At 55.4% G+C, this 25,831-nt stretch carries 29 protein-coding genes; 13 read left to right on the top strand and 16 right to left on the bottom strand.

Features of this window, described 5'->3' with window-relative positions; translation table 11 throughout:
* The first annotated feature begins 155 nt into the window (after positions 1-155).
* Complete coding sequence (locus DY252_RS16210) at positions 156-1,319, top strand: hypothetical protein (RefSeq protein ID WP_064788413.1); 1,164 nt, start codon at positions 156-158, stop codon at positions 1,317-1,319.
* 78 nt (positions 1,320-1,397) lie between these two features.
* Here the strand turns inward: DY252_RS16210 and DY252_RS16215 are convergent, their stop codons facing one another.
* The 5 genes from DY252_RS16215 to DY252_RS16230 all read right to left on the bottom strand — a co-directional run bounded on the left by DY252_RS16215 (position 1,398) and on the right by DY252_RS16230 (position 6,592).
* Positions 1,398-3,800 carry a TonB-dependent siderophore receptor gene (locus DY252_RS16215; protein WP_064788414.1) on the bottom strand — a complete coding sequence of 801 codons (2,403 nt, stop codon included), beginning with the start codon at positions 3,798-3,800 and terminating at the stop codon, positions 1,398-1,400.
* 227 nt (positions 3,801-4,027) lie between these two features.
* A complete protein-coding gene (locus DY252_RS16220; protein ID WP_064788415.1) occupies positions 4,028-5,128 on the bottom strand; it encodes a FecR family protein in 1,101 nt (366 codons plus the stop codon).
* Between the two features lie 4 nt (positions 5,129-5,132).
* Positions 5,133-5,270 (bottom strand): hypothetical protein, encoded by a 138-nt coding sequence (locus DY252_RS22190; protein WP_156518940.1) that lies wholly within the window; start codon positions 5,268-5,270, stop codon positions 5,133-5,135.
* On the bottom strand, positions 5,267-5,794 hold the full coding sequence (locus DY252_RS16225) for a sigma-70 family RNA polymerase sigma factor (RefSeq protein ID WP_231959681.1): 528 nt from the start codon (positions 5,792-5,794) through the stop codon (positions 5,267-5,269). Before DY252_RS16225 ends, DY252_RS22190 begins: the two co-directional genes overlap by 4 nt.
* Before the next feature lie 210 nt (positions 5,795-6,004).
* Positions 6,005-6,592, bottom strand: a complete 588-nt coding sequence (locus DY252_RS16230) for a HupE/UreJ family protein (protein ID WP_064788416.1) — start codon at positions 6,590-6,592, stop codon at positions 6,005-6,007.
* 161 nt (positions 6,593-6,753) lie between these two features.
* Between DY252_RS16230 and DY252_RS16235 the strand changes: the two genes are divergently transcribed.
* Both DY252_RS16235 and DY252_RS16240 read left to right on the top strand, forming a co-directional pair.
* Positions 6,754-7,140, top strand: a complete 387-nt coding sequence (locus DY252_RS16235) for a c-type cytochrome (RefSeq protein ID WP_064788611.1) — start codon at positions 6,754-6,756, stop codon at positions 7,138-7,140.
* A 257-nt stretch (positions 7,141-7,397) separates the two neighbouring features.
* Positions 7,398-8,198 (top strand): alpha/beta fold hydrolase, encoded by an 801-nt coding sequence (locus DY252_RS16240; protein ID WP_231959682.1) that lies wholly within the window; start codon positions 7,398-7,400, stop codon positions 8,196-8,198.
* A 118-nt stretch (positions 8,199-8,316) separates the two neighbouring features.
* Here the strand turns inward: DY252_RS16240 and DY252_RS16245 are convergent, their stop codons facing one another.
* Positions 8,317-9,081: an arylamine N-acetyltransferase family protein gene (locus DY252_RS16245; RefSeq protein ID WP_165374916.1), complete on the bottom strand. Its 765-nt coding sequence runs from the start codon at positions 9,079-9,081 to the stop codon at positions 8,317-8,319.
* A 397-nt stretch (positions 9,082-9,478) separates the two neighbouring features.
* On the opposite strand from DY252_RS16245, the gene DY252_RS16250 reads away from it, so the two are divergent.
* A complete protein-coding gene (locus tag DY252_RS16250) occupies positions 9,479-10,333 on the top strand; it encodes a D-amino-acid transaminase (protein WP_064788418.1) in 855 nt (284 codons plus the stop codon).
* A gap of 108 nt (positions 10,334-10,441) precedes the next feature.
* Here the strand turns inward: DY252_RS16250 and DY252_RS16255 are convergent, their stop codons facing one another.
* Complete coding sequence (locus DY252_RS16255; RefSeq protein WP_064788419.1) at positions 10,442-11,290, bottom strand: SDR family oxidoreductase; 849 nt, start codon at positions 11,288-11,290, stop codon at positions 10,442-10,444.
* 97 nt (positions 11,291-11,387) lie between these two features.
* Between DY252_RS16255 and DY252_RS16260 the strand changes: the two genes are divergently transcribed.
* From DY252_RS16260 to DY252_RS16275, 4 genes are all read left to right on the top strand, one after another.
* Positions 11,388-12,326, top strand: a complete 939-nt coding sequence (locus tag DY252_RS16260; RefSeq protein ID WP_064788420.1) for a LysR family transcriptional regulator — start codon at positions 11,388-11,390, stop codon at positions 12,324-12,326.
* Positions 12,327-12,372: 46 nt separating this feature from the next.
* Positions 12,373-13,254: a DMT family transporter gene (locus DY252_RS16265; protein ID WP_064788421.1), complete on the top strand. Its 882-nt coding sequence runs from the start codon at positions 12,373-12,375 to the stop codon at positions 13,252-13,254.
* Positions 13,255-13,404: 150 nt separating this feature from the next.
* Entirely contained in the window at positions 13,405-14,067 is a 663-nt protein-coding gene (locus DY252_RS16270; protein ID WP_064788422.1) for a hypothetical protein, read from the top strand.
* Positions 14,039-14,710 carry a hypothetical protein gene (locus DY252_RS16275; RefSeq protein WP_129542750.1) on the top strand — a complete coding sequence of 224 codons (672 nt, stop codon included), beginning with the start codon at positions 14,039-14,041 and terminating at the stop codon, positions 14,708-14,710. Before DY252_RS16270 ends, DY252_RS16275 begins: the two co-directional genes overlap by 29 nt.
* On the opposite strand, the gene DY252_RS16280 is transcribed toward DY252_RS16275, so the two are convergent.
* The 5 genes from DY252_RS16280 to DY252_RS16300 all read right to left on the bottom strand — a co-directional run bounded on the left by DY252_RS16280 (position 14,707) and on the right by DY252_RS16300 (position 18,147).
* Positions 14,707-15,180 carry a pyridoxamine 5'-phosphate oxidase family protein gene (locus tag DY252_RS16280; protein WP_064788424.1) on the bottom strand — a complete coding sequence of 158 codons (474 nt, stop codon included), beginning with the start codon at positions 15,178-15,180 and terminating at the stop codon, positions 14,707-14,709. The two genes, DY252_RS16275 and DY252_RS16280, sit on opposite strands and share 4 nt — an antisense overlap.
* Before the next feature lie 129 nt (positions 15,181-15,309).
* Complete coding sequence (locus DY252_RS16285) at positions 15,310-15,504, bottom strand: hypothetical protein (RefSeq protein ID WP_064788425.1); 195 nt, start codon at positions 15,502-15,504, stop codon at positions 15,310-15,312.
* A complete protein-coding gene (locus DY252_RS16290; protein WP_082923423.1) occupies positions 15,485-16,066 on the bottom strand; it encodes a hypothetical protein in 582 nt (193 codons plus the stop codon). Before DY252_RS16290 ends, DY252_RS16285 begins: the two co-directional genes overlap by 20 nt.
* Positions 16,063-16,944: a TIGR01459 family HAD-type hydrolase gene (locus DY252_RS16295; RefSeq protein ID WP_064788427.1), complete on the bottom strand. Its 882-nt coding sequence runs from the start codon at positions 16,942-16,944 to the stop codon at positions 16,063-16,065. The genes DY252_RS16290 and DY252_RS16295 overlap by 4 nt, the downstream gene beginning before the upstream one ends.
* Before the next feature lie 72 nt (positions 16,945-17,016).
* Positions 17,017-18,147, bottom strand: coding sequence for a quinone-dependent dihydroorotate dehydrogenase (locus tag DY252_RS16300; protein WP_064788428.1), 1,131 nt, complete (start codon positions 18,145-18,147; stop codon positions 17,017-17,019).
* Positions 18,148-18,398: 251 nt separating this feature from the next.
* On the opposite strand from DY252_RS16300, the gene DY252_RS16305 reads away from it, so the two are divergent.
* Entirely contained in the window at positions 18,399-19,511 is a 1,113-nt protein-coding gene (locus DY252_RS16305; protein WP_064788429.1) for an NADH:flavin oxidoreductase, read from the top strand.
* A gap of 63 nt (positions 19,512-19,574) precedes the next feature.
* Here the strand turns inward: DY252_RS16305 and DY252_RS16310 are convergent, their stop codons facing one another.
* Positions 19,575-20,513 (bottom strand): UDP-glucose 4-epimerase family protein, encoded by a 939-nt coding sequence (locus DY252_RS16310; protein ID WP_064788430.1) that lies wholly within the window; start codon positions 20,511-20,513, stop codon positions 19,575-19,577.
* 129 nt (positions 20,514-20,642) lie between these two features.
* Entirely contained in the window at positions 20,643-21,227 is a 585-nt protein-coding gene (locus tag DY252_RS16315; protein WP_064788613.1) for an exopolysaccharide biosynthesis protein, read from the bottom strand.
* A gap of 127 nt (positions 21,228-21,354) precedes the next feature.
* On the opposite strand from DY252_RS16315, the gene DY252_RS16320 reads away from it, so the two are divergent.
* The gene (locus DY252_RS16320) at positions 21,355-21,591 is read left to right on the top strand and encodes a DUF1413 domain-containing protein (RefSeq protein WP_064788431.1); all 237 of its coding nucleotides are present in this window, start codon (positions 21,355-21,357) and stop codon (positions 21,589-21,591) included.
* On the opposite strand, the gene DY252_RS16325 is transcribed toward DY252_RS16320, so the two are convergent.
* Positions 21,588-21,947, bottom strand: coding sequence for a DUF952 domain-containing protein (locus DY252_RS16325; RefSeq protein ID WP_064788432.1), 360 nt, complete (start codon positions 21,945-21,947; stop codon positions 21,588-21,590). The two genes, DY252_RS16320 and DY252_RS16325, sit on opposite strands and share 4 nt — an antisense overlap.
* Positions 21,948-21,984: 37 nt before the next feature.
* Positions 21,985-22,902, bottom strand: a complete 918-nt coding sequence (locus DY252_RS16330) for a LysR family transcriptional regulator (RefSeq protein ID WP_197482567.1) — start codon at positions 22,900-22,902, stop codon at positions 21,985-21,987.
* 73 nt (positions 22,903-22,975) lie between these two features.
* Between DY252_RS16330 and DY252_RS16335 the strand changes: the two genes are divergently transcribed.
* The 3 genes from DY252_RS16335 to DY252_RS16345 all read left to right on the top strand — a co-directional run bounded on the left by DY252_RS16335 (position 22,976) and on the right by DY252_RS16345 (position 25,669).
* Complete coding sequence (locus DY252_RS16335; protein ID WP_064788434.1) at positions 22,976-23,896, top strand: PhzF family phenazine biosynthesis protein; 921 nt, start codon at positions 22,976-22,978, stop codon at positions 23,894-23,896.
* Between the two features lie 199 nt (positions 23,897-24,095).
* On the top strand, positions 24,096-24,356 hold the full coding sequence (locus DY252_RS16340) for a helix-turn-helix domain-containing protein (RefSeq protein WP_197482568.1): 261 nt from the start codon (positions 24,096-24,098) through the stop codon (positions 24,354-24,356).
* Positions 24,353-25,669, top strand: a complete 1,317-nt coding sequence (locus DY252_RS16345; protein WP_064788436.1) for a type II toxin-antitoxin system HipA family toxin — start codon at positions 24,353-24,355, stop codon at positions 25,667-25,669. The genes DY252_RS16340 and DY252_RS16345 overlap by 4 nt, the downstream gene beginning before the upstream one ends.
* Positions 25,670-25,831 lie beyond the last annotated feature (162 nt).

The following is a 25,831-nucleotide window of genomic DNA, read 5'->3' on the forward strand; positions in this document are numbered from 1 at the left end:
TGACCCATCGTGGCGAAAATTCCCGATGGGTGGCGGGTGATCTGCATTACATCTGAATTACGTTGCCCTAACATTACCAAATTTGGGGTAAACTCTGGCGTGCGTTACCAACAGAGGGTGTATTTCCCCCTTCTGGCAAGCAAAAGGATCCCGTCATGCAGTTGCGAAAGGCACTTACCGGCTTTGGCGTTCTGGCAATTTCGATTGCCGGCCTGACCACACGTGCCGACGCTATTTCCGTTGAAGATGCCCGGACGGCCGTTGATGCGATCCTGATGCAATCGGGCATTTCCGCGACCGAGGTCGATGCCCGCATGATAGATGGCGATGCGGTCGAACTGGTTTTTGACGCGGTTTCCCTTGATCTCAGCGGCTATTCGACCCCGCGCCAGCTGGCGATGGATGACGTTCTGGTAACCGTGCGCGATACCGATACGGCCAGTCAGGTTGACCTTGATGTCAAACTGCCCGAACAGGCAAAAATGCTGGCCGAGGCAACCAGCGATCAGCGTGACCTGACGCTGCGCAATGCCGGGGGTTATCTGCGTTGGGATACCGCGCGCAATGTTCCGGTTACCTTTGACGGCTTTGCCGATTTCCTGGTGGGCGACGAACCGGTTTCGCGCAAGCACTGGCTGATCAATGGCCTGATCATTCAATGGTTGCCCGAAATGGCCAAGATCGCCTGGCAGGCAGCCGAATGGACCGGCCCCAACCGCGAAAAACGCGGCTCGATCAAATCGGCGAACTTCACGCTTTATCCCGACGACGATGGCGCGACCCATCTGGATTATTCCCATGATGGTTTGTGGCTGCCAAGCCTGATCCAGCCGCGCACGGTGCGGGTGAAAACCAGCAGTGCCGGCCTGCCCTGGTCGGATGCCCAGCCCATTATCGAAAAGGGTTTCCACGATATCCTGACCGGCACCGCCCCGCGCTTTGCCCGCCGCCAGATTGGCGATGCACTGTGGAAAAAGGCCGCCCAGAATGGCGCCCCGGTCAAGGTTGACGAGTTCTATATTGAATCCCGCGGGCTTGAGGCGCTGGGTTCTGGCGAATTCCTGGCCCAGGCCGCGGCACGTTATGGCTTCATCGGCGATTTTGATTTCAGACTTCTGGGGCAAGAAAAGCTGGTCGATCTATTGGGAACGCCGGATAACCCAACCATCCTTGGCGCGCTTGTACCCTTTGCCGTAAACGGCCTTGCCGCCGGACGCCCGGGCCCACAAGGCACCACCGAATATGATGGTCAGTTGCTGCCCGATGGGCGGGTTGTGGTCAACGGCCTGACGGTCTTTCGTACAGCCGATGGCAGCTAGCCTTTACCCCCGCCCTGACACAACAAAGCGGCCGCCAGTCGTCACAACAGGCGGCCGTTTCTTTAAGTCGTTATGCAGTTACCAACTATATTTGAGCGTCCCGAGGACGGTTCGGCCTGGGCCATAGTAATCTTCGCTGTAGGAATAGGCGACATACTCACGGTCAAACAGGTTGGAGACATTGACAGCAAGGCTGACATTGTCGGTGACCATGTAATTGATCATGGCATCGCTAACCGCATATGCGCTCATCGGCAGTGTATTGCCGTTATCCGCATAGGTCCCGCCGACGTACCGAACACCAGCCCCAAAGGTCAGATCCCCAACCGAGTCCTGCCCCGGGATGGTGTAATCAAGCCAGGCAGATGCCACCTGATCGGGAACCGATGCCGGGCGCTTGCCGATGTTGGACTCAGTCGCGTCCTTGGTGACCTCGGCATCCATATAGGTGTAGGCCAGCGTCGCATTCATGTTGTCAAAGAGCTGAAACTTGCCTTCAAGCTCCAGCCCGCGCGAATTGACTTCACCCACCTGATTGCGTTCGGTCTGTGAAATCCACTGCACAACATTTGTTTGGGTCAGATCGAAAAGGGCTGCGGTGAACAGGGCATCGAAGGCTTCGGGCTGGTATTTGACACCAACCTCATACTGCTCGCCTTCCTGTGGTTCCGGGCCGTTATCATAGTAACCGGCATCCGAATAAATCGGCTGGAACGATTCAGAATAGTTACCATAAACAGACAAGCCATCAGTAACCTTGTAGGTCAGACCAAGACGCGAGGTGAAGGCTTCATCGTTACGCTCGATCGTGGTCAGGCCACTCGTTCCCAAAGAGTCTAGGTCGGTTTGAACATAATCATATCGACCGCCAAACGTCAGAATCCAGTCATCATCGATGGTAAGCTGCTCTTGCGCGTACAGGCCATAGCTATTCTGTTCGGTCTGAGCATCCGTATTGAAGCTCAGACTGACGCAAGACACACCACAATAGCTTGGATTTGTCACACTTATGCCCGGTGCTGATGCGGTATAGGCCCGCTCATCATTATAACCATAGGTGTAATCGAACCCGACCAGCGACTTGCTGTCAAAGCGATCCCAGGACGTATCGTATTCGACCTGGTTGTCGACAGAAAACCGGTTGAGCTCCCCACGGGTATCCGTGCCGGTACGTGAGCTCGTCGGATCACCAGTCGAATAAAGATGCTGATAGGTTAGATCGACATGGTTGTAGCGCGCGTTCTGGCGAAACTCGAGATTATCGTTAAGCGCGTGCGAAAACTCATACCCGACATTGGTTTCTTCGGTATTGAAGGTATGGAAGCCGGGCTCACCCAGGAACGTGTCCGGATCAACATCTACACCGCGCGGAAAGCCGTAACCCGGCGTGCTTTTGCGGTTGTTGTAGTTGGTCAGGATCGTCAATTCCGTGCCTGCCTTGGGCTTAAAGGTAAAGGCCGGGGCAATATAGAGACGATCATCTTGTGAGTAATCCTGACTATTCGCCGCATCCTGCCACAACGCAGTCAAGCGGTAGCTCCAGTTGCTGTCCTCCGCAACCTTGCCACCAACATCTCCGCCACCCGTCAGATGGTCTTCACCAAAGGTCGTAAAGACCTCACCATGGGCTTCGTCCTGCGGACGCTTGGTCGTCGCATTGACCAGACCACCCGGGCCGTTCAAGCCAAACAGGCTCGATGTTGATCCCTTCAGGATATCAATCTGCTGCAGGCCATAAGGTTCCATTCGGCCATTGGTGAAGTTATACACCCGCATCGGCAGGCCATCGCGATAATAGCCAAGCGTTGATTGATAGAACCCGCGGATGCGGACAAAATCGGAGCGTTGATCCGACCCGTACTCATCGACCGTCACACCGGATGTGTAGCCCAGTGCCTCGGCAACACGTTGGACATTACGCGTTTCCATCTCTTTCTGGGTGATCACGGAAACAGAGGCCGGATCATCAATGATTGCCGTATTGGTTTTTGATGCCGTCCGCGTGCGGTTCGCAACAAAACTGTCGGTGATGGCCTTGGTCGGATCGGCGGCCTCTGCCGCATTGGCCTCAACGCGCAGCGTATCAAGGACTTCCTCGCCGGCACTGCTGGTCACGGCCTCGATCACAACCGTGCCATCACTGGTGACGTCGTAATCAAGACCCGAACCACGCAGAAGCGCTTCAAGGGCTGTGCTTGCGCGCATCGTGCCATTAATGGTCGGCGCTTCATGCCCACGTACCAGCGCACCATCGACGGTGACCTGCACACTGGCCTGCACGCCAAACTGGGCCAAGGCACTGGTCAGTGATTGTGCCGGAATGTCAAACGCATGTTCTGCGTCGATCCCGCTGGCACTGACCTGTGCGCTGGCAGTCGATACAAACACGACCGGTGCCAAGGCACTTGTCATCATCAAGGCACTGGCAATTACCACAACACGACCACGATTTTGCAGCCGGGCTGCACCCCCATTCATCATTTTCTTCTATCTCCGTTTCATGTCCTATGCCTGAAACAAATTGAGAATGCAAACGCTTCTCAATTTCGCATAAAAGACAAAACGGATGCCGGTTCTGTTTTTTCAAAAATTTTTATGGGAAATCATCAGGATGGCCCCAAACCCGCAAAATTCTGCGGATTTGAAAGGCATTATTTTTTCTGGCAGGTGACTATAAACGGGTGCCGAAATCCGGCCCCCCACCGCCATCAGGACTTCGAGACGACCAGAACCCACGGGGTGATCTCACGCACCGTTGCCTTTTGCGCCCGCGCCATACCGCGCAAGGCCGTTACCGGATCATCAAGGCGATAAACGCCTGTAACCGTCTGGGCGGCCAGGACCTCATCGGTGATCAGGATGGTGCCCTTGAAATAGCACCGGAGCTGATCGACAACTTCGGATAATGGTTGATCCTGTGCGATCAGTTGGTTCTTGCGCCAGGCGCCGATCTGGCTGGTCGGCGAAGGATGACGGATCACCGTGCCGTCCTGCCCGACCCGGACATTCTGCCCGGCTTCAAGAATTTCAAAAACCGCCGGAACATTGGCGGCATTTTCGACCTGAACCCGCCCATGTTCGACGCCAACCATGGAGACCGCATTGCCTTCGGAAACATCAAACCCAGTGCCAAGCACCGTGACCATCACCTCATCCGCGCCGACGCGAAACGGCTTTTGCGGGTCCGGGGTGACATCAAAGAACGCCTCCCCATCGAGCAATTCGACAAAGCGTGTTGACCCGTCAAAATGCACCGTAATCGCGCTTTCCGGCGCAAGGGTCACCGTGCTGTTATCAGAAAGCGTGATGGTGCGCATCTCACCGGTCGATGTCACATGATCGGCCTGCATATGGGTGGCGATATCCGGCCCGATGATGGCGGCCACAAGTGATGCAGCCACCGCCACCCCGCCAAGCCCGATCCCGCGCCAGGACATATTGCCGCGCTTTTGAAACTGGGTTTGCGCCGAGATGACCTTGCCCTCGGCAACAGCCTTTTCGTAATCAATATTCAAAAGCGCCGCGACCGCGTCATTCTGTTGGCCGTGGGCACCGCCTTTGTCGCCAGCCTCACGGCGCGCATCAAGGAACGCCTGCCAATCGGCCGTCCCAGACGGCTTGGCATTTGCCATCAGATCGGCGGTCTTTTGCGTGGCGTTCCAGGCATCAAGATGGGCTGGATCCTCGGCACACCAGTCGGCAAACCGTGCTTGCAGTTCCAGGTTTTCCGGATCTTCCTGCAGGCGGATCAACCATTCGGTCGCGGCCTTGCCCGCCTGTTTTTGAACTGGATCGGTTATCTCTGCCATCACCCTATTGCGCCCCCGTTGCACCGCCTGGTGCGATCAGGGCGATATAGCCGATATCACGCAACGCGTCACCATCTGTGCGGGTTATGGCGCAAATTTCTGCAAGGCCAAACTGTTTGGTTGGGCAATGAATGATCCTCATGGCCAGCCACCCAGCCGTTCACGGCAATGATCAATGCCCTCAGATACAAGCTTATGCGCAAGCGGCACTGAAATATCGAGATAATCGGCAATCTCGCGCAGCTTTGCGCCACCCACTCGATGCATTTCACACGCAATGCGCGTGCGTTCGGGCAGTTCGGAAAGTGCTTGCATCAAAATCGCGTATTCATCCTTGTACACCGCAACCGTTTCCGGGTCCGGGCTGTCGGATGCGCGCGTTTGCACGGCAACGTCATAATCAGATGCCGCCGTCAGACTGCTTTCACGGGCAATCTGGCGTTTGCTATCAAGTGCCAGATTGCGCACGATCCGGTACAGATAGCCGGTGGTATCATCCAGAAACCGCCCCTTGGTCGCCGCATCAAACCGCAACCATGCTTCCTGCACCAGATCTTCGGCCTGCACGCGGCTGCCGATGATGCTGCTGGCATAGTTCACAAGTGCGGATCGTTGGCGCATGAACAGCGCCAATGACGTCACATTTGATGTCGCGTTTGAAGCCAATCAGAATGTCCTTTGCACATGGCGGGCAAGCCCCGTGCCCGCATGGGATGACACGCTTAGCGCAAATGATACTGATTATCAACTTTGTATTGTGCTCCCTATCCATCGGTCATAGGCACCACATCGATCAAAAAAAATGCGGCCGCATGACATCGCCCGCATTTTCATAAATTTCAGCCATCAGAAACGCGCCCAGCGTATTCTTGCTGCTTATGCCGCAAACAATGCCAGACCGGCTGCCGCGATCACACCGCCGCCGATCCGAACGGCGACAGGTGCAAATTTCTCGGCCGCCTTCTGAGCAGCAAGACCAAGGCCAAGACCAACCGCATGCAACATGGCCGTCGCAAGCGCAAAGCCAAGACCATATTCAAAACCACTGGCATCAACCGGCATTTCCGTGCCGTGCGCATGACCATGGAAGATCGCCAGAACCCCAACCAACGCCATCGCAGCGCCCGTTGGCATATGCTTGCCAAGCGCGATAACGGCACCCAGCACGATCACAGAACCCACAATGCCCAGCTCAACAAACGGCACCGCAACGCCTGCAATTCCCAGGGCACCCCCGACAACCATCATCGCCACAAAAGAAACCGGCAAAAGCCAGAGTGACTTGCCACCTTGCTGGGAGGCCAGAATACCACCAGCAATCATTGCCAACAAATGATCAAGACCGCCAATAGGATGGCCAAAACCTGACGCAAATCCGGAAACCGAACCGGCCCCCGTATGGGCCAAGGCAGGCGTCGCGACCAGAATCGAAAGTGCAAATGCGTAAAGCGGTGAATTCCTCATTTCTATCCCCCTGAATGAAATCGACTAACATCGTATGACGTTTTCAATTTTATTCTTACCAACATCATAAAGCAACGACATTAACTTTAGGAAATTCGTTACCTTGCCTTGTTATACAATTGATCATCAGACACGAAAAAAACGCCATCGGGGAGCCCGCCATGCAGAAAACCAGCCTTGTCATCCTGTTGACCGGTGTTGTGGCCTTGGGCATGTGGGGCATTAGCGACTATATGGCGCACAAGGGCGAGGCCTATGGCGATGTCGAACGCGGCCAATCGATTGCCGAACAGACCTGCCTGCGCTGTCACACCAAATTCGAAGGCGATCCCCTGCCCGATCCAAACGTGACCACCGCCCCGGCCCTTGCCAGTTTCGGGCAACGCTGGCCGCTGGAAAACCTTGAAGAAGCCCTGGCCGAAGGCATCACGGTATCGCATGACAACATGACCATGCCGGAATTTTCCTTTACCTCGCAAAGCATCGCCGATCTGCTGAGCTATATGGAAAGCCTGACGAACGCGGCCAACGCAAAGGTTGGCCAATAACAAAGCTGCGATCTTGGCGCCTTGGTCCGGGTCCAACGTCCAGACGCGTTCACATGACCGGCCCGTAATTTGCCACCTGTTTCCATTGCCGCGATCCCTGGACTGCCGCCATTTGATGCGGCGCTCACGATTATGTGATCGCGCAGAATTGAATCGTGCACGATTTATTATTGCGATGTTTAATTTATCAAGGTATCCACATCTCTATCAGCATTACAGCGCTTCGCGATCCGAAGCCGGTACAAGGAGAGATGAAAATGACCAACCTGAAAAAACTGCTCACCGCCACCGCATTTGGCCTGGGTCTGTTATCCGCGCCCGTCGGCGCCTTTGCAGATGACAACGCACCGACAAACCGCCCGACCATCGTTCTGATCCATGGCGCCTTTGCCGCCTCTGACAGTTGGGATGGTGTGACCGACATTCTGCTTGCCGACGGCTATCCGGTCGTCAGTGTTGCCAACCCGCTGCGCAGTGTGTCCGGTGATGCCGCCTATGCCCGCGCCGTCATTGACAGTATCGATGGTGAAACGGTTCTGGTCGGCCATTCATATGGCGGCATGGTCATCAGCGCTGCCGCCTCGGGGGCCGCAAATGTCAAATCGCTGGTCTATGTGGCATCCTTTGCCGCCGAACCCGGTGAAACCGTTGCCCAACTTGCCGGCCAGTTCCCCGGCAGCACATTGGGCGAAGCACTGGCAGCACCGGTCGCAATCGGTAACGGGATCAATGATCTTTATATTGATCAGGCAAAATTCGGACAGCAATTTGCTGCTGACGTACCGGCGGAAAAGGCCCGCCTGATGGCAGCCGCCCAGCGCCCTGTCACCGACTTTGCGCTCAATGAACCGGCACAGCAGGCCGCATGGAAGGATCTGCCGTCCTATCACATCTTTGGCACTGCCGATAAAAACATCCCGCCAGCAGCCATGACCTTTATGGCAGAACGGGCAGATGCACGTAAAACAGTTGTGGTTAATGATGCCTCGCACGTTGTCATGGTATCCCATCCGCAGGCAGTCGCCGACCTGATCATTGAGGCCGCCCACCCGGAGTAATCCGGGAATATAGACCATCACGGTCGACAGACACCCAAACCAGATCCGGAATCAGCGGGCGGGGAGCAAAACTCCCCGCCCTTGATCATTCATAGCCGGATAAACACCGCACAATCGGTTATCCGTGACTGTGATTGACCAGTCTGGCAAAGGCGCCGCGCCAGGCCGGGTCCGGCGCGATGCCAAAGATGTCTTTGAGCGTCTGCGGAATATCGCCAACGCTGAGCGTGTGTTGCTCTTCCTCACCGGTGACCAGCCGGATGGTCAGGCGGTTGTTCAGCAACGTAAAGCGCGCAAACGGGGCAGATCTGGCGACCATCAGGGTCTTGCAAAACCCGCTTTCGGGGTGATCGGATGCGTACCAGTTCATGACCTCGTAATCGATATCCGAAACAGGTGCGATATCGATCTCATGTACCGCCTTCCACACACCATCACGTTCCAGTTCAACCCGATAGCTGTGCGCGCCCTTGGTCACGCGGTATGTGTCATGCGGGGTTGCTTGTGGCGTTTCGATATCAAGCAATAACGGCCCGGTTGGCACACAGCCGCCCAACCCAACATCGGCCAGCCATGCTTCGCCATCAATCATCACCCGGTTGGCCATGTGGCAGCGCGGACGGGGCAAATCATTCGGGCCATAGCCCCATAAAACCCGCCCGGCCAGACCTTCGACGTCAAAGCCAAGGCTGCGCAACACCCGGCGAAACAGGCCGTTTTGCTCAAAACAATAGCCACCCCGCCCGTCATGGATCAGCTTCTGATCGACGCGCTCCGGATCGATGCTGATCGGGGCGGCCCAACTGGCATTGATCCGGCTTTGCAAAACGTTATGGTCTGTTGCGACCGGGGCGTTATGGGTGACGGGCTGGTGGCTATTCATCACAAGGCTCCATTCCTTTGACGATGTCTTTTCATCATCGTTTGATCTCATGAAGCAGGACGATAAAACCTCAACCTATGTTACGGTCAAACGCAAAAAATCGAAAAATTTTAAATCGAATAATCTGCGAATAATATCGACAATCACGGCCACACTCACAGCATTCACCCCATGTTCACGGCCCATTCAAGCAACAATTCACCTTTTACACGCACGATATAGAGCTTTTGCGCGACAGATTGCGTCCCCCTGTGATATTTGAGACTCTTGAAACGTTAAAACAGATGGTCGCCATGCATCAAAACAAGATCGCATCAAAAGGCCGACCTTTGGAAACGTCGCTTTATCCACCCAAGACGGATCGCGAAGGGTCCGCTTGCCAGACAGGAAAGTTACGATGCGCACTGTTTATGTGAACGGCGAGTTTTTGCCCGAAACCGAAGCAAAGATTTCGATTTTTGACCGATCCTTCCTGTTCGCCGACGGCGTGTATGAAGTGACCTCGGTCCTTGATGGCAAGCTGATTGACTTCATGGGTCACATGAAGCGTCTCGAACGCTCGCTTGCCGAGCTCAAATTCCAGTTCAAGCCCGATATCGATCAGCTTCTTGAAGCCCACCGCGAACTGGTGAAGCTCAATGACATCACCGAAGGCCTGATCTACCTTCAGGTTTCACGTGGTTCGGCCGGTGATCGTGATTTCGCGATCGACCCGCAAACGCCGCCGACCATCGTGATGTTCACCCAAAGCAAATCGCTGATCAAATCAGCCCTTGCCGAACGCGGCCAGAAGATCGTGACCTTCCCCGACATCCGCTGGCGCCGGTCTGACATCAAGACCACCCAGCTGCTTTATGCATCGCTTCTCAAGACCGATGCGGCGGCCAAGGGCAAGGACGATGCCTGGATGGTGCTGGATGGCTATGTCACCGAAGGGTCAAGCAACAACGCCTATATCGTCACCAAGGACGGCACCATCGTTACGCGTGAACTGTCGACCGACATCCTGCACGGCATCACCCGTGCCGCGGTCCTGAAATGCGCCGAGGAGCTTCAGCTCAAGGTCGAAGAACGCCACTTCACCGTGGAAGAAGCCCAGAATGCGGCTGAAGCGTTCTCAACCTCGGCCTCGGCCTTTGTCTGCCCGGTTGTCGAAATTGATGACAAGCCGATTGGCGATGGTGTTCCCGGCCCGGTCGCCAAGCGCCTGCGCGAGATTTATATCGACGCCAACCGCAAGATGGCGATCTGATCGGCTGCCAATACATCCATATGATCGTCTCCTCAAAGCCGATCAAACTGCGAAACGCCGCCCACTTTCGGGCGGCGTTTTTGCGTTGGGTATCTGCGAAAAAAGATCCTACATTGCGGCAAGTTCTTCCTCGGTAAAATCGGCGGAGATGGTGATGTCTTTTCCGGCCTCAAGCGCTGCAAGCCTTTCGGTCAGTGCGGCATGAACGCCGTCATAGGCATCTGACCCCAGCAACAAACGAAATGGCATTTTCGGTGCATCTGCCGCCGCAATCATCGCATTTGTCATGCGATCCGGATCACCCTTGATCACCCAGCCACCGCCAAAGGCGGCTTCCTTGAGGTCATGGGCCGGGGTGCCGTCATAATCACTGATCGGATCTGGCTGGATGATGGAGCCGATAAACGCGGTGCGCGACGGACCGGGTTCGACCAGCATGAATTCAATTTCAAATGGCGCGACTTCCTTGGCCAGCGATTCAACAAAGCCCTCAATGCCCCATTTGGTCGCGTGATACAGGCTAAAGCCCGGATAGGCGATCTGACCGCCTTCGGACGATACCTGAATGACACGACCCGATCCTTGCGCGCGCAGGTGTGGCAAGGCAGCCTTGATCACAACAATTGATCCCAGAAGGTTGGTATCAATAATCTGGCGCATCTGATCAATGCTGGTTTCTTCGGCCGCCCCCAGGATGCCAAAGCCGGCATTGCTGACGATGAAATCAATCCGTCCGCAATCGGCAAAGGCCTTGTCAACAGTCCTCTGCACCGCATCTGGTTCGCTTACATCAAGATAAGCGACACTGAGCCGTTCGCCATATTGCGCGACCAGATCGTCAAGCGACCCTGTGCGTCGCACGGTTGCGATCACGCGATCACCGCGCGCCAATACCTTTTCCGTAAGCCCGCGACCAAACCCGGACGATGCACCGGTAATCAACCATGTCTTGTCCATGTCAGTTCCTTTCTGTCTTGCTCTGAACATGGGGGGGACTATAGAAACCAATGATTGATGCAATAATCCCGCTTAATTCGGATGGGTTAGTGAAAATATGCCAGTAATCAGCCAGCCGACCTTAAACGACATGCGGTTTTTCATCGCCGTTGCCGACCATCGCAGTTTCCGGAAGGCCGCCGATGCGCTGGGCGTTGCGCCCTCCACGCTCAGCCACGCACTGCGCAACATGGAAAGCAACCTTGATATCCGTCTGCTTCACCGCACCACGCGCAGTGTGTCCCTGACCGAGGCGGGCGAACAGCTTTTGGACCGGTTGCGCCCGGCACTACTCACCCTTGAAGAAGCCATGGGCACGGTCGAAAGCTTTCGCACCGGCGGGACGTCTGGCACGGTGCGCATCAACACATCCGATGGGGCCGCGCGCCTTTTGACCGGTCATGTTGTGCCGGAAATGCGCAAACGATATCCGGATGTGGCGATTGATCTGGTGACCGAGGGACGGCTTGTCGATATCGTCGCAGGTGGTTTTGATGCCGGGGCACGGCTGGGCGAAGCCGTGCCACTTGATATGGTGGCGGTGCGCTTTGGCCCGCCATTTCGCTTTGTCGCGGTTGCGTCACCGGATTATTTCAAAACCCGCCCCCGCCCCATCGTGCCCGATGATTTGCACAGCCATGATTGCATCCGCCATCGCTTTCCCAGCGGCAAGATCTATCACTGGGATTTTGAAAAGCAGGGACAGGAAATCTCGATTGATGTGTCCGGCCCGCTGACGCTCGATCGTCATGATCTGATGGTCGATGTCGCCCGACAGGGGCTTGGCATTGCCTACGTTTCAGAGATTTATGCCGCGCGTGCCATCGCCAATGGTGATCTTGTCACTGTGCTCGATGACTGGTTACCCGAAATTCCGGGGCTTTTCCTGTATTACCCGGATCACCGGCGGGTTCCCCCACCCTTACGCGCCTTTATCGATGTGATGAAATCGCTCGACCCTGCGTTGCGAACCGGATATCTGGAAAGGGATATCTGATTTTGAAAAATGATAAAAACCGGATCAAAACGCGGGGACAGGGGCGATGACGTCCAGCAACACTTCACGCCAGAACAACCTTGCCGGCATCATGACGATGTGTGGCGGGGTGGCAGCGCTGTGTATCAATGATGCGCTGGCCAAAAGCCTGATGGATCATTATTCCCCGATCCAGATCATCTTCCTGCGCAACATCATCGCCCTGCCCTTTGCCTTTTTGGTGGCGCTCAAAATGGGCGGTTCTCGCAGTTTGCGGTCAAGCCGGGTTCACGTGCATTTCATGCGTGGTGTCGTCTGGATTGCCGCCACCGTGATGTTCTTTACCAGCATCCATCACCTTGGTCTGGCCGAGGCCACTGCACTCGCCTTTGTCGCCCCCCTGTTTATTACCGCCCTGTCGGCCATTTTCATTGCCCGCGTCGGGTGGCGGCGCTGGCTTGCGGTCAGTGTTGGTTTTGTTGGGGTATTGGTGATTGTCCGGCCGGGTGCGGCAACGTTTGAGCTAATTTCGCTTCTGCCCGTGGCAACCGCGTTCACCTATGCGCTTCTGATGCTAAGTGCGCGCTTTGTTGACGCGCGTGAAAGCATGTGGACGTTGTTGCTTTATCTCAGCCTGACCAGCGCGATCCTGACGAGCATTCCGGTGATGTTTGTCTGGAGCCCGGTACGCGCGGAAGACATCTGGCTGTTTCTGGCAATTGCGTTTTTCGGCACCTCGGGCATCACCATGATCACCCAGGCCTTCCGCTTCGCCGAGGCCCCGACTGTCGCGCCCTTTGACTACACAGCCCTCATCTGGGCCACAGCGCTGGGTTGGCTGTTCTGGGGTGAAACGCCCGATATGCTGACCTTTGTCGGCGCAGCCATCATTACCGCCAGCGGCCTGTTCGTCATCTTCCGTGAAAGCAAGGTGGCGGCAGAAAGCTAAGAATCAACTCGAATACTGCGCGCATTTCTTGACCAATTGCACGCAAAGATAGATTTTGATATTCAAGACTTTGCTGCCATTTGGTTTTAAATTAAGCGGGCACCAGCGATGCACCATTCTCAGGACACACGAAGCAGAGTGAGCAGAGGAATGTTTGGCCGTTTGGCGAAAATGTTACTTCTTGTACTTTGTGCCGCTCCCGCCAGCTACGCTCAGTCGCAGGAACTTTCAGCACCGTATTCGATCTCAGAAGAGCTTTTCCCCGAGTATCAAGAGCCCCTATTCATTACCGATCACGTCAATCGAATACTCGAAGAGCACGCTGGCAATATCCTCTATCCGGAAGACGTAGCCAAAATCGATCTTTCTGATATTACGCCAGACTTTTCCCGTGTTTATTTCTCGACGAGAGGTGGGCGCACGGAAGTAAAATTCAACCGAATAGAAGATGGCTATCACTATTTCACGGTACGCAGCGAAGCCACGCCAAACCGGACAAGCGAGTTCCGGATCAAGGGTCGTATTTACGAATCAGAAATAGACAGCGGACGCTTTCTAAATGTGCGACGCGAATGCTTTTTTGAGCTAGGCCCCTGTGAGCTCAAAGCTAAACCGGATCAAAAATACGGCGCATTTGATCGCAAGTTTCTTAACGGCGTCTGGGTAAACAAACGGAAAGTCATCGGCACGCGCGGCTATGCTTACCAAAACGTCATCTTAGATAAAAATGGCATAAAGCTCTATTCTTCAACAGCATACGGCTTCGGAAGGGAGGGTTACGATTATGAAATCCTTGAAGAAACATCAAACTAGATGCATCCGACAGCTGCTGATCATGGTCATGCTGACAGTTGGCAACGCCGTTTTGTTGACTGGATGTTTCTCTTACAGCCTTCCCAAAGGCCCGCAGAATTCTGCAAGCCATGATCAAAAGCTTGCAGATGTTCTCAGCACCAATAAGGGTAATATCCTCTCCCCAGCGGACGCCAATGACATCTCGCTGAGCATTTCAGATGTTCCGAAGAATTACCGCGTCATGAAACATGACGGTAAATCATGGACATATGATTTCCTCTATAAGCTAGGAGAATACTATTACTACAAAACAACCTCGTCATCTGCCTTCACAAAGCCGTATCGTATGCGAACCAACGGCAAGAGCACCTCACATTCCTATTCAGCAGATCCATTTCATCTGAGACCAGCCCCATCAGGGGCGTGCAAATTTGTACTCGGAGAATGCAAGTATATCGAAGATGACGGTGACATCACGACCGTTACCAACAGCTATCAAGACGGTATCTGGACAACCAAACGCGAGATCGGATTACGAGGCATCGGTACCCGTGTTGATATGGAAGTCTACGACAAGCGTGGCTTCAGCCTGTTTTCGTCAACAAGCTATACGTCCGATCCTGACTCATATAGTTATTATTTTAGAGAACCGGCATCTTAAAAGATAGCGTGCGGTTTGACGCCATAGGTCCGCATCGCACTTTCGCGCATGTCGGCCTCATTCACGTCCTTCTTGAACCGATAGCTGGGCGCCAGGATTTCTTGCGCCTTGGTAACCGTGACATCAAACAGGGTCGCCACCCGAAACGCCTCGCCTGCCATCTCCTGCAGGATCGCTTGGCGATCTTCAAACCCGTCATTCCCGCGTCGCAGCAAGGTCGCGTCGCCATAAAGCTGCCAGCCGCGCTGTGAAAACACATCGACGAAACTCACGCACACACGCGGATCACGCGCGATATTCTGCACCGATTGCGGGGAAGCAATATTGGCGATGATGATCCGATCATCCCCAAAGCAGGCAAAGATTTCCTTGGGACTGACCGACGGCCCGGCCTCAGAACTTGTTGCCAGCCAGCACAATACCGAACGATTGGCATAGTCGCGGATGTCATCGGTCAGCATGGGGCGCATGGGGCGTTTCCTTTATGGTATTGGGAGCACGATCACCCTACCACCCACCAATCGCAAACAAAATAAAACCCGCTTTCCTATCGAAAAGCGGGCACACTCAACAGCGACGTCAGCAGCAATTAAAACGGTTTAATAGTTGGCCTTGAAAGTCGGCTCTTCACCGCGCGCCTTGGCAGCGGCCTCAATATTTCGAAGTAATGCACGCTTGCTTTCAGTGCGTCGACGACCAGAATTTGGCTGCACGAAACCACCGCCAGAATAGCCCATCTCGGCTTTCTTCTGACTGACTTTCGCTGCCAACTCCTTAATCGTTATCTCGCGCATCAGCCTTCTTTTCCAAAAATGCCAAATCAAAATCACCGGCTGTTTCTTCGGTAATTCGCTTATCAAGATAAGCTTTATCTAGGTCAAACGCAAGTTGGTAGAGCTTTTCTGCCTGATCCAAAGCTTGCAAATCATAGTTCGGTGGGGAGTTGTATTGAGCCATCCGGTCCGCGATCAAATCCTCAATACAAATGACACTAACAGCGCGACCACTTTCGAGACGCAGAAGAAAAACACGGTCATAGCTTCCGCGACCATCCAACAGCGTACTCCCGACAACCTCCACACCGATATCGAGATATGGGTGCTGAAATCCTCGTGAAAATGAACCCGGCCCTATACTCCGAACAAACCCTGCTGCTTCCAAGGCGTCCTCGAACTCTTGCTGCCACGGTGTGACAATATCAAGATCCCCAGAAATCAGCTCTCCCAACGTTGCGAGTTCTGCGGCTGCACCACCGACAAGTACCGGCCTCTGATGACCAAGCTCTGCGACAGCATCAGATGCCTCTGCCAGCAAATTAAGAGCCTCAACCAACTCAGGTCGGTAGAACTCGCTCACCAGCAGAAATCCCCCATCGCATAGGTGATGTGTCGGCCCGTTGCCGCCAGAAGCGCATCAAGCTTTTCGCGTTCCGGCAAAGTACCACGTGGGGCCCCCAGTTCCTCGGCGTGGATGCCGCCAGTCACAAGCGCGACATCCAGACCTGCATTGTTCGATCCGGCGATGTCGGTCGAGATGCTGTCGCCCACCACCAGCAATTTGGCATCCGGGCCCTTGTCGAACGCCTGCAGGCAGAAGTCATAGGCGCTTGCCAGTGGCTTGCCTTCCCAGCGGACATTGCCGTCGAGTTCCTCATAACGCCCGGCAATCGCCCCGGCACAGATGATGCGGTTGCCGCCACGGATCACTTCGCGGTCGGGGTTCGGGCACAGCACCGGCAGGTCGCGGGCCTTAAGCGCATGGAGCAAGTCTTCGTATTTCGACACCGGGTCATGGTCCTCGTTGGGACCCGTGATCAGAACCCAGTCAGCATCGTCGACCTCGGTGACGATCTCGACATCCTGCTGTTCAAACATCGACATGTCGCGCACCGGCCCCACCATCAGGACCTTGCGACCTAGCTTGGCGTACCAGGGATCAGAGCGCGCGACCAGCTGGGCATAGGCGACCTCGCCCGATGCGACTGCGGGACCATACAGATCACGCGAGATGCCCATATCTTCCATGCGCTTGATCACGACCGAGGACCGACGCGGTGCGTTGGACAGAAGCGCCACCGGAATGCCGGCTTCCTTGAGCGCTGTCATCGCGGCGATCGAGCTTGGATAGGGTGTCACCCCGTCATGCACCACGCCCCACAGATCAAGGATCACGGCATCATATTTGCCAATCACCTCGGACAGGCCATTGATCATTTCATAGGAGGCGGTTTGCATTCGGGTGTTCCTGTTTAACGATAAAAATTGCCATGGGGGATATCGGCATGGGCAAAACCACAAACCACAGGCTCAATTTTTCTTGGCGGCCTCGGCCTCACGCGCAGCACGGGCTTCATCGACCGGGATGTTCTTGCCCGAAATTTCCGGGAAGGCCGCCCCGACCGCATCCGCGACATTGGCAAAGCCATCCTTGCGCAGACGCCGCGACAGGTCTTCCTTGATGTCTGCGACGAGCTCAACCCCGTGATAGACCAGCGACGAATAAAGCTGCACCAGCGAAGCGCCGTTCAGGATCTTTTCATAGGCATCCTTGCCCGATGCAATGCCGCCAACTCCGATCAGCGGTACCTTGCCCTCGGTCAGGCGATAGAAGTCCGCCAGAACCTTGGTCGAAGGTGCCATCAAAGGCGGGCCGGACAGGCCGCCTTTTTCATCCTGATCATAGGAATTAAGCCCGACAGGCCGATCAATCGTGGTGTTTGAAACGATCATGCCATCCAGCTTGACCTTGGTCACCACGGCGGCAATGTCGGATTTGTCTTCTTCGGTCAGGTCCGGTGCGACCTTGAGCAAGACCGGCACACCCTTGGCAAAGCTATTGCGCGCCTTGATCACGGCCTTAAGCAGCTTTTCAAGCGGGGCACGCCCCTGAAGCGCGCGCAGACCCGGTGTATTGGGCGAGGAAACATTGACCACCAGATAATCGGCATAGGGACCAAGTGCTTCGACCCCCTTGGCGTAATCATCGGCCGCGTCTTCGGAATATTTGTTCTTGCCAAGGTTGGCCCCCAAAACGCCACGCCGCGCACGTTTGCGCAGGCGTGCGGCCACCAATTCGGCCCCGTCGTTATTGAACCCCATACGGTTGATCACCGCCCGGTCGGAATAAAGCCGGAAAAGACGCGGTTTCGGATTGCCCGGTTGCGGCAAAGGCGTGACAGAGCCGATTTCAACAAAACCAAAGCCATGTGACAGCATCTGGTTGGGGACTTCGCCGTTTTTATCGAAACCGGCGGCAAGCCCGACCGGGTTGGCAAATTTGCGCCCGAACACTTCGGTTTCCAGCATCGGGGTCGCGTCGGTCGCATCATCGGCGCGCGGCACCAGATTGTTTTTCAGTGCCCAGATCGCAAGACCATGGGCGGTCTCGGCATCAATCCAGCGGACAATCGGCAAAACCAGTGACTTATACCACCCCACGCGAGACGCTCCGTGTTTGAAAGGACATGTCCTTTTCTTACGCGGCCAAGGGCTTTTGAGCAAGGATCAATGGCATCAAGTGGCACCATGCGGCCGGTTATTTTCTTATGACCGCTCGATCAACGATCTCAGGCGCTGTACTGCATAAAAACATGTACCGATGTTTTTATCGCCTGGCCACAGATTGACAGCCGCCATTTCCGGAATATCTAGGAGCGACCAAAACAGAAATTCCGATCAAAGGATATCCAATGTCAAAACCCGACATTCTCTTCACACCTTTCAAGCTGAAAACGCTTAAGCTTGCCAACCGTATCGTCATGGCCCCGATGACCCGCAACAAGGCCCCTGACGGCATTCCGGGTGCGGCCAATGCCGATTATTACAGCAAGCGCGCCGAAGGCGGCGTTGGTTTGATCCTGTCCGAGGGGACTGTGGTCGATCGGCCGGCATCACGTAATCTTCCGCACATTCCGCTTTTCCATGGCGAGGCTGCCATGAAGGGCTGGAAGGCCGTTGCCGATGCCGTGCATGCAGCCGGTGGCAAAATGGGTCCGCAGATCTGGCATACCGGATCAACCAGAACGCCTGATGGCTGGGAACCGGACGCACCGGTCGAAAGCCCGTCCGGTCTGGTCGGCCCGGATGATCCGCGCGGCAACACCATGTCGGAATCTGATATTGCCGACACGATTGCCGCCTTTGCCAAGGCCGCCCTGGATGCCAAGAATGCTGGGTTTGATACCTTTGAAATTCATGGCGCGCACGGCTATCTGATCGATCAGTTCTTCTGGCCCGGCACCAACCTGCGCACCGATCGCTTTGGCGGCAAGACGATCAAGGAACGTTCGACCTTTGCCCGCGAAGTGGTGACCGCCATGCGCGCGGCCGTCGGCCCGGACTTCCCGATCATCCTGCGTGTCAGCCAATGGAAACAGCAGGACTTTACCGCCCGCCTTGCTTATACGCCTGATGAAATGACCGATTGGCTGGCCCCGCTGGTTGAGGCCGGAGTGGATATCATCCACGCATCGCAGCGTCGTTTCTGGGAACCGGAATTCCCCGAAATTGATGGCGAAAAGGGCCTGAACTTTGCCGGTTGGGCGAAAAAACTGACCGGGGCGGCCACCATTTCGGTCGGCTCTGTCGGCCTGTCATCCGACTTCATCGGCGCGTTCACCGGCGAAGCATCGCAAAAGGCCAGCCTGGATGAGCTGATCAATCGCATGGAAAAGGGCGAGTTTGACCTGATCGCGGTTGGCCGCGCGCTTCTGAGCGACGCGCAGTGGGCCAACAAGGTCAAAAACGGCGCCTATGATCAGTTGGAAGACTTCAACGCCTCTGCCCTGGCAGAACTCGCGTAAGTTAACACCGATCACAAACACAAAAAAAGTAGCCCGCCGAACCATCGGCGGGCTGTTGTTCTTTTAGTCCTGTTTGAAACAACGGCGAAAGCCGTCTTCAACCGACAACGGGGGCTTCCACCCCAAAAGCCTTTCTGCTTTGGTGATATCAACCTGCAGCGACCCCAGAAGACGCTGCGCCATTGCCTTTTTGCCTAGTATCTTGGCCCCGAACATCAAACAGAATTCCGGCACGGGTATCAACCAAACAGGCTTGCGCATGGCTGTCGCGACCCCGCGCAAAAGCTGCGTCGTCGAAATATCCTGCCCATCGCCCGCCAAAAAAACCTGATTGGCAGCATCGGGATGGGCCATGCAAGTCACGATCAGATCGACCAGATTATCAAGTGCCACCAGCGACCGCCGGTTATGAATTGCCCCCAAAGGCAGTGGTATTCCCTTGTCAATAAGCCGGATCATACTGGCGAAGTTGCCTTTCACCCCGGGCCCGTAGACCAGTGGCGGGCGAATGACCACAACCTCCATCCCGGCTTCGAAGGCAAGCTGGAAAAGTCCCTGTTCTGCTTCACGCTTGGAGATACCGTAATCATCTTTGGGCGCTGGATCATCATCGGCTGTAAAGGGCTGCCCCTTTGATGTTTCCTCGCCGTTCACCTTGATCGAACTGATGAAGACAAATCGTCTGATACCGGCCTCTGCGGCCTGCCGCGCAAGATTAAGTGTCCCATCGACATTTACCCGCCGGTATTCGCGCAGCGGATCAGTCGCGGTATCTTTCATCACATGTGCGCGGGCGGCGGCATGAATAACGACGGTTTGGCCGCGAACAGCGTCAGACCAATCAGTATTGCCATCCAATTCAGGCACTTGAACAATGCGCCCGGCCGGCACTTCAACAGGGCGACGGACAGCAGCAGTGAGTTCGTTATCCGAACGCTGCGTTAAAATTTCACCCAATCGCGAGCCGAGGAAACCGGTTGCCCCCGTCAGTAATACTTTCATGAAACCTTGTTCTCTTAGGGTCCAAACGACGTTGATGGAAGCTAAAGCCAAAAGAACAGGTGCGAAAGTTATTTCCGCTCTCTTTACGCACCAAGATCGGCATTTTAAATGATCGGCGGTCTGAATGCGTCAGATAATCTGAAACATCAAAATCACGGTGCCGAGGGTCATGCCAAGGGCGGCCAGCATCAAAAGGCCATCGCTGACCAGGATCGCCAAGCCAAAGGCGGCAATGGCGCTCATCGGGGCGATGGCGGCAAAGGGGACAAGCTCAAACATCGGCATCGACAGCGACAGGATCAAGCACATAAGTGCTGCGATCCGCACGGCAACCCCGCTGATCAGGCTTTCAAACCGCCCGCCGAACCAGCGATCCATGCGCTTGGCCACCGGGTCGATCTTTTCCAGCCCTGTGCGGACTTTATCGCCAGAAATCTCGCGCTCTGCCAGAAAATCGGGCAGCCATAAATGCGTGCGTCCGATGATGATTTGCAGGGAAAACACGGCAACGAGTGCGGCCAGAAAGGTCGGCGCAAACGGAATGCCGCCAATCGGCGACACACCAATCAGAGCCGGCACCAACAGGAACGGCCCCTGACTGCGTTGTCCAAGCTCGGCGACAATATCGCCGACCGAAACGCGGTTGTCTTTGGCTGCGCGATCACCGATACGCGCTACGATATCCTCTACCGATGCATTTTTGGGTTTGGTCATGCGACGCACTTTTCGCGATGGATATGAATAATATGCATAGCCAAGAAACGTCTGACGTGCCGGGTTGTTTCCAACCAATTTGCGCCAGAACAATGCATGGCACCGGCCACTATGCTTGGATGGTCAGATGACACAGCTTGATCTCGATAAACTGAAAAGCACCCTTGCCGCCCGCACCCCCGGCCCGTTTCATTTCCATGAAATCTATGGGCAGGGCTGGGATGCGCTTTATATCGGCGACAAGGTCAAACTCGGCCACGCGTTCCTGAATGCCGTGCGCGCCGGAAAACTTCCCGGCGTGATCGATACCGGCACCAAGAAAGGCGGCGGGCGGTTATATCTGTGGAAACCGCGCGGGGCTTAGCGCAAATCTTTGGGCAGGATGTGAACACCGTTTTCATCAAGGCGGATTTCATCAACCTTGGTCACATGTTCCACCGACAGAACATCATACAAATGCGGGAACAGGGTGCCACCACGCGCCGGTTCCCACTTGATCTTGGCCGCAATCGGCGCGACCGGCACGCGCAAAAGTTTCAAGTGATCGCGCCCGGCATAATGCAGCGCAAGCGTTGCGGCCAGCGTATCCTGGGTCGAGAAATGGATAAAGCCATCGGCAATATCATGCGGCGCACCGTCATATTGTCCGGCACTGAGCGCTTCTGCCCATTCATCCGAACCCAATACGCGATAGATCATGTCATCAGTTGTATTTGTCATGGCGGGAATTTAGGCAGACGCAACCAAAACGGCAAGCCTATTTCATCTGATCCCTAAGCCAGCCCAAAAGCTTCGCATGGCGTTCCGTCTTGGAAAATTCCGGACTGCAGACCAGCCAATAGGCCGATTTCATGGGAACCGCAGGACCAACCGGTGCAAGAAACCCTTGCGCGATATCGCCTTCAATCAGAAGGGTTCGGCCAAGCCCGATGCCCATGCCGTTGATTGCCGCCTGCAACACCAGATCGGCACGATCAAAGGCCAATGCCTTGCGATCCGCATCAAGGCTTAAACCGGCCTTCGCGCAGTAATAGCCCCAGCTGAAATCCGTGCCATCGCGCTCCCCCACCGCATCCTTAAGCAAGGCAACGTCAGGATCGCCAAGAATGTCTTGAAGCCCCCTGCCCCCGCCGACATAGCCCGGACGGGCGACCGGTACGATCGCTGCCTTTTTAAGCAAGCTGGAATGCAAACCGGGATAGGGCCCGGCACCAAAGCGAATGGCGGCATCCATCGTGCCCTTTGCGAAATCCACCGGCCGGTCATTGACATCCAAGGCAATCTCAAGCCCCGCCTGCTGGGCACTCGCCAGATTGGGCAACACCCATTTCATCGCCAATGCTGATGCCACCGACAGGCGCACCGTGCCTTCTGTCCGGAATTTTTCCAGCCGGTCAAACGCCCCGTCCCAGACACCCACCGTTTCAAGCGCCGCCGCACACAGCACCCGGCCATATTCGGTCGGCGTGATCTGGCGCGTGGTGCGCTCAAACAACGCAAAGCCAAGCGCCTCTTCAAGCTGGGTGATGCGGTGACTGATGGCCGATTGATGCACACCAAGCTTTTCGGCCGCCTTGCTGAAACTGTTTTCACGCGCAATGGCGGCCAGAACCGGGGCCAGCGGGATCACCCGCGCCATCAGATCCGCCCGCGACATTTCATGAGATTTCTTCATCTATATATGAGTCCAGAATCCCTGATATACGGATTATATTCGCTGAAACACAGATTTTAGCAGGAATACAGATATGAGTACATCTCAAGAAAAAACCCATACCGTCCCGGTCCAGATCGTCAATGCGTTTGTGAAAAACGGAACGGGTGGCAACCCGGCCGGTGTCGTGCTTGATGCCGACCAATATAGCGAGGCGCAAAAGCTTTTGATCGCGCAGAAAGTCGGCCTGTCGGAAACCGCCTTTGTCTCGAAATCCGAGACCTGTGGCATCAAACTTGATTTCTTTACGCCCAACAAGCGTATCGCCCATTGCGGGCATGCGACCATCGCCACCTTTTCCTATCTCGCCGAAATTGGCCGCTTTGCCGATGGCGAGACCTCCAAGGAAACCGTCGATGGCCCGCGCAAGATCATCCTGGAAAACGGCATGGCCTATATGGAGCAACTGGCCCCGACCTACACCCCGGCAACCGACTGGGTTGATCACGGTGTCACGCTTGAGGATGTCCTGAATTCACTGTCAATCTCTGAGGATGATCTCGATGTCCGTGCCCGCCCGGTTCTGGTCAATACTGGCAATAACTTCATCGTCGTCGCGGTCAAGGACCAAGCCACACTTCAAAACATCACACCCGATCAGGACGCCATCAACGCGATCAGCGAGAAGCTGGATCTGATCGGCTATTACATCTTCACCACCGACACCGGTGACGCAGGTGATGCCGGGATTGACGCCACCACCCGCATGTTCGCCCCGCGCTATGGCATCGAAGAAGAAGCCGCCACCGGCATGGCCGCCGGCCCGCTGGCCTGCGTGCTCCATGATGTGCTCGCAATCAAAAAGGACACGTTCCTGATCGCCCAAGGCGCATTCATGGCCGAACCCTCCCCCAGCCAGATCAAGGTCACGCTAAACCTCAAAGACGGCCGCATCACCGGCCTGATGGCCGGCGGCAAAGGCAAGGTGATGAAAAGCCTTGAGATCACGATCTAGGATCTAGGATCAAGCCCACCAAACACCCTGCCTGTAAAGCTTGTGCCATGTTGTGGGTGCAAGCTTTACAATTTTACCCAAAGGTATATTTAAAACCCACAACAGACCAAAACTGGGATATTTTACCCGTAGGTAAACATGTATTGATTTCCGCACAGCAATCACCTATATTTACCCAAAGGTAAATTTGGAGGATGCTGTGCTTATCACTCACTTGGATCAGCTTGGCCCGGAAATCCGCAAGGCGCGCAAGGCGCTTGGCCTGTCGCAGACCGACCTGTCGCTCGCCACCGGCTTGAGCATCAAGTTCCTCAGCCAGCTTGAGACCGGCAAGGCCGACAATCCGAGTTTTGCCAACATCCTGGATATCATCCGCGCCCTTGGCGGTCAGGTGATGCTTGATTGGTCGGATATACCGACTGAAACCGATCCCGGCCAAAGCAACGGAGACCGGGCATGACCAAAACCCTTCTGGTGCTTGCCAACGGCCGGGATCAGGTTGGCGTTTTGCGCTCTGATGCGCGCGGCTATATGTCCTTTGAATACGACAAAGGCTGGCTTTCAAATCCGGCGGCCTATCCGGTTTCGCAAAGCATCCCGCTACAGCCCGGCACGTTTGACCATCAATCAATCGAACCATTTTTTGACGGCCTTTTGCCCGATAAAAAGGATGTCCGCCGCCAGATCGGTGCATTGTTTGACGTTGCCCCGACAGATGAATTCGGCATTCTTGAACATATCGGGCGCGATTGCGCCGGGGCCTTGATGCTGGTGCCAGACGCCCCCTCGTTTTCCTCGGAAGACCATCAACCGCACCTCACCCCGATCACATCCGATGATCTCGCCAAACGCATTGCCGATCTGCCGCAAAGACCACTGTTTGTTGATGAGGATGAAGTGGTCCTGTCGCTGGCCGGGGTCAATGACAAGGCCGCGGTTTATATCGATCCCGATACCGGCGAGATTGCCTTGCCGATTGGCGGCTATCCCAGCACCCATATCCTTAAAATCGATATCGAACGTCTACCGGACTCTACCCGGACCGAGCATTTCTGCATGAAGCTTGCGCGCACCATCGGGCTGGATGCCGCGCACACCAAAATTCGTATCTTTGATAACCGCCCGGTCCTGTTTGTCACCCGCTTTGATCGCGCCTATGCCCAAACGTCAGCCGGCGTCCGCGTCACCCGCCTGCATCAGGAAGATTTCTGTCAGGCGCTTGGCGTTAACCCCGATGTCAAATATGAAAAGCAGGGCGGGCCGGACCTTGCGGCGATGTTTGCGCTCACCAAACAGGCCAGCAGCATTCCGGCACGCGACATCCCGAAACTGCTGGGATTTGTGATTTTCAATTTCCTGATCGGCAACCCGGATGCGCATGCCAAGAACTATTCACTGATCTATCGCCAACGTCCCGCCAACAGTGAACCAACGACTGTTCAAACCGCCATCAGCCCGCTTTATGACGTCAATAACGGGGCCGCCTTCCGCGATTGCTTCAAAAGCCAGCGCCCCCGCCTTGCGCAATCCATCGGCGGATGCTTTGACCCGACCGAACTGGACTGGTCACACTGGGAAGCCCTGGCCCACATGATCGGAAGCTCCCCCACAGCGCTCCGCAAAACCCTTCTCACCCTGGCCACCAAACTGCAAGACGCCATCGGCCCCTTGCGCGATGATTTCCGAGGGACCGAGGCCGACAGCCCAAGGCTGGACCTGATTGTTGACGATGTCTCGAACCGATGTGAGGCTTGGATCAGAAAACTGGGGTGATCGCCATGGATCATGCCAACTAGACCAAACGAGCCAACAGGCGTAAAACGCCTCGCAAGCTAGCTCGTCACCGATCTTAACAAAGATTCAAATACTATGGCGTAACCTGCACATTGCATTAAGCGCGAACAAAGCTTGAAACCATCCCGCAGGAGTTGAGTC

Origin of the sequence: Thalassospira indica (genome assembly GCF_003403095.1) — a bacterium.
In the GTDB taxonomy this organism is placed as follows: domain Bacteria; phylum Pseudomonadota; class Alphaproteobacteria; order Rhodospirillales; family Thalassospiraceae; genus Thalassospira; species Thalassospira indica.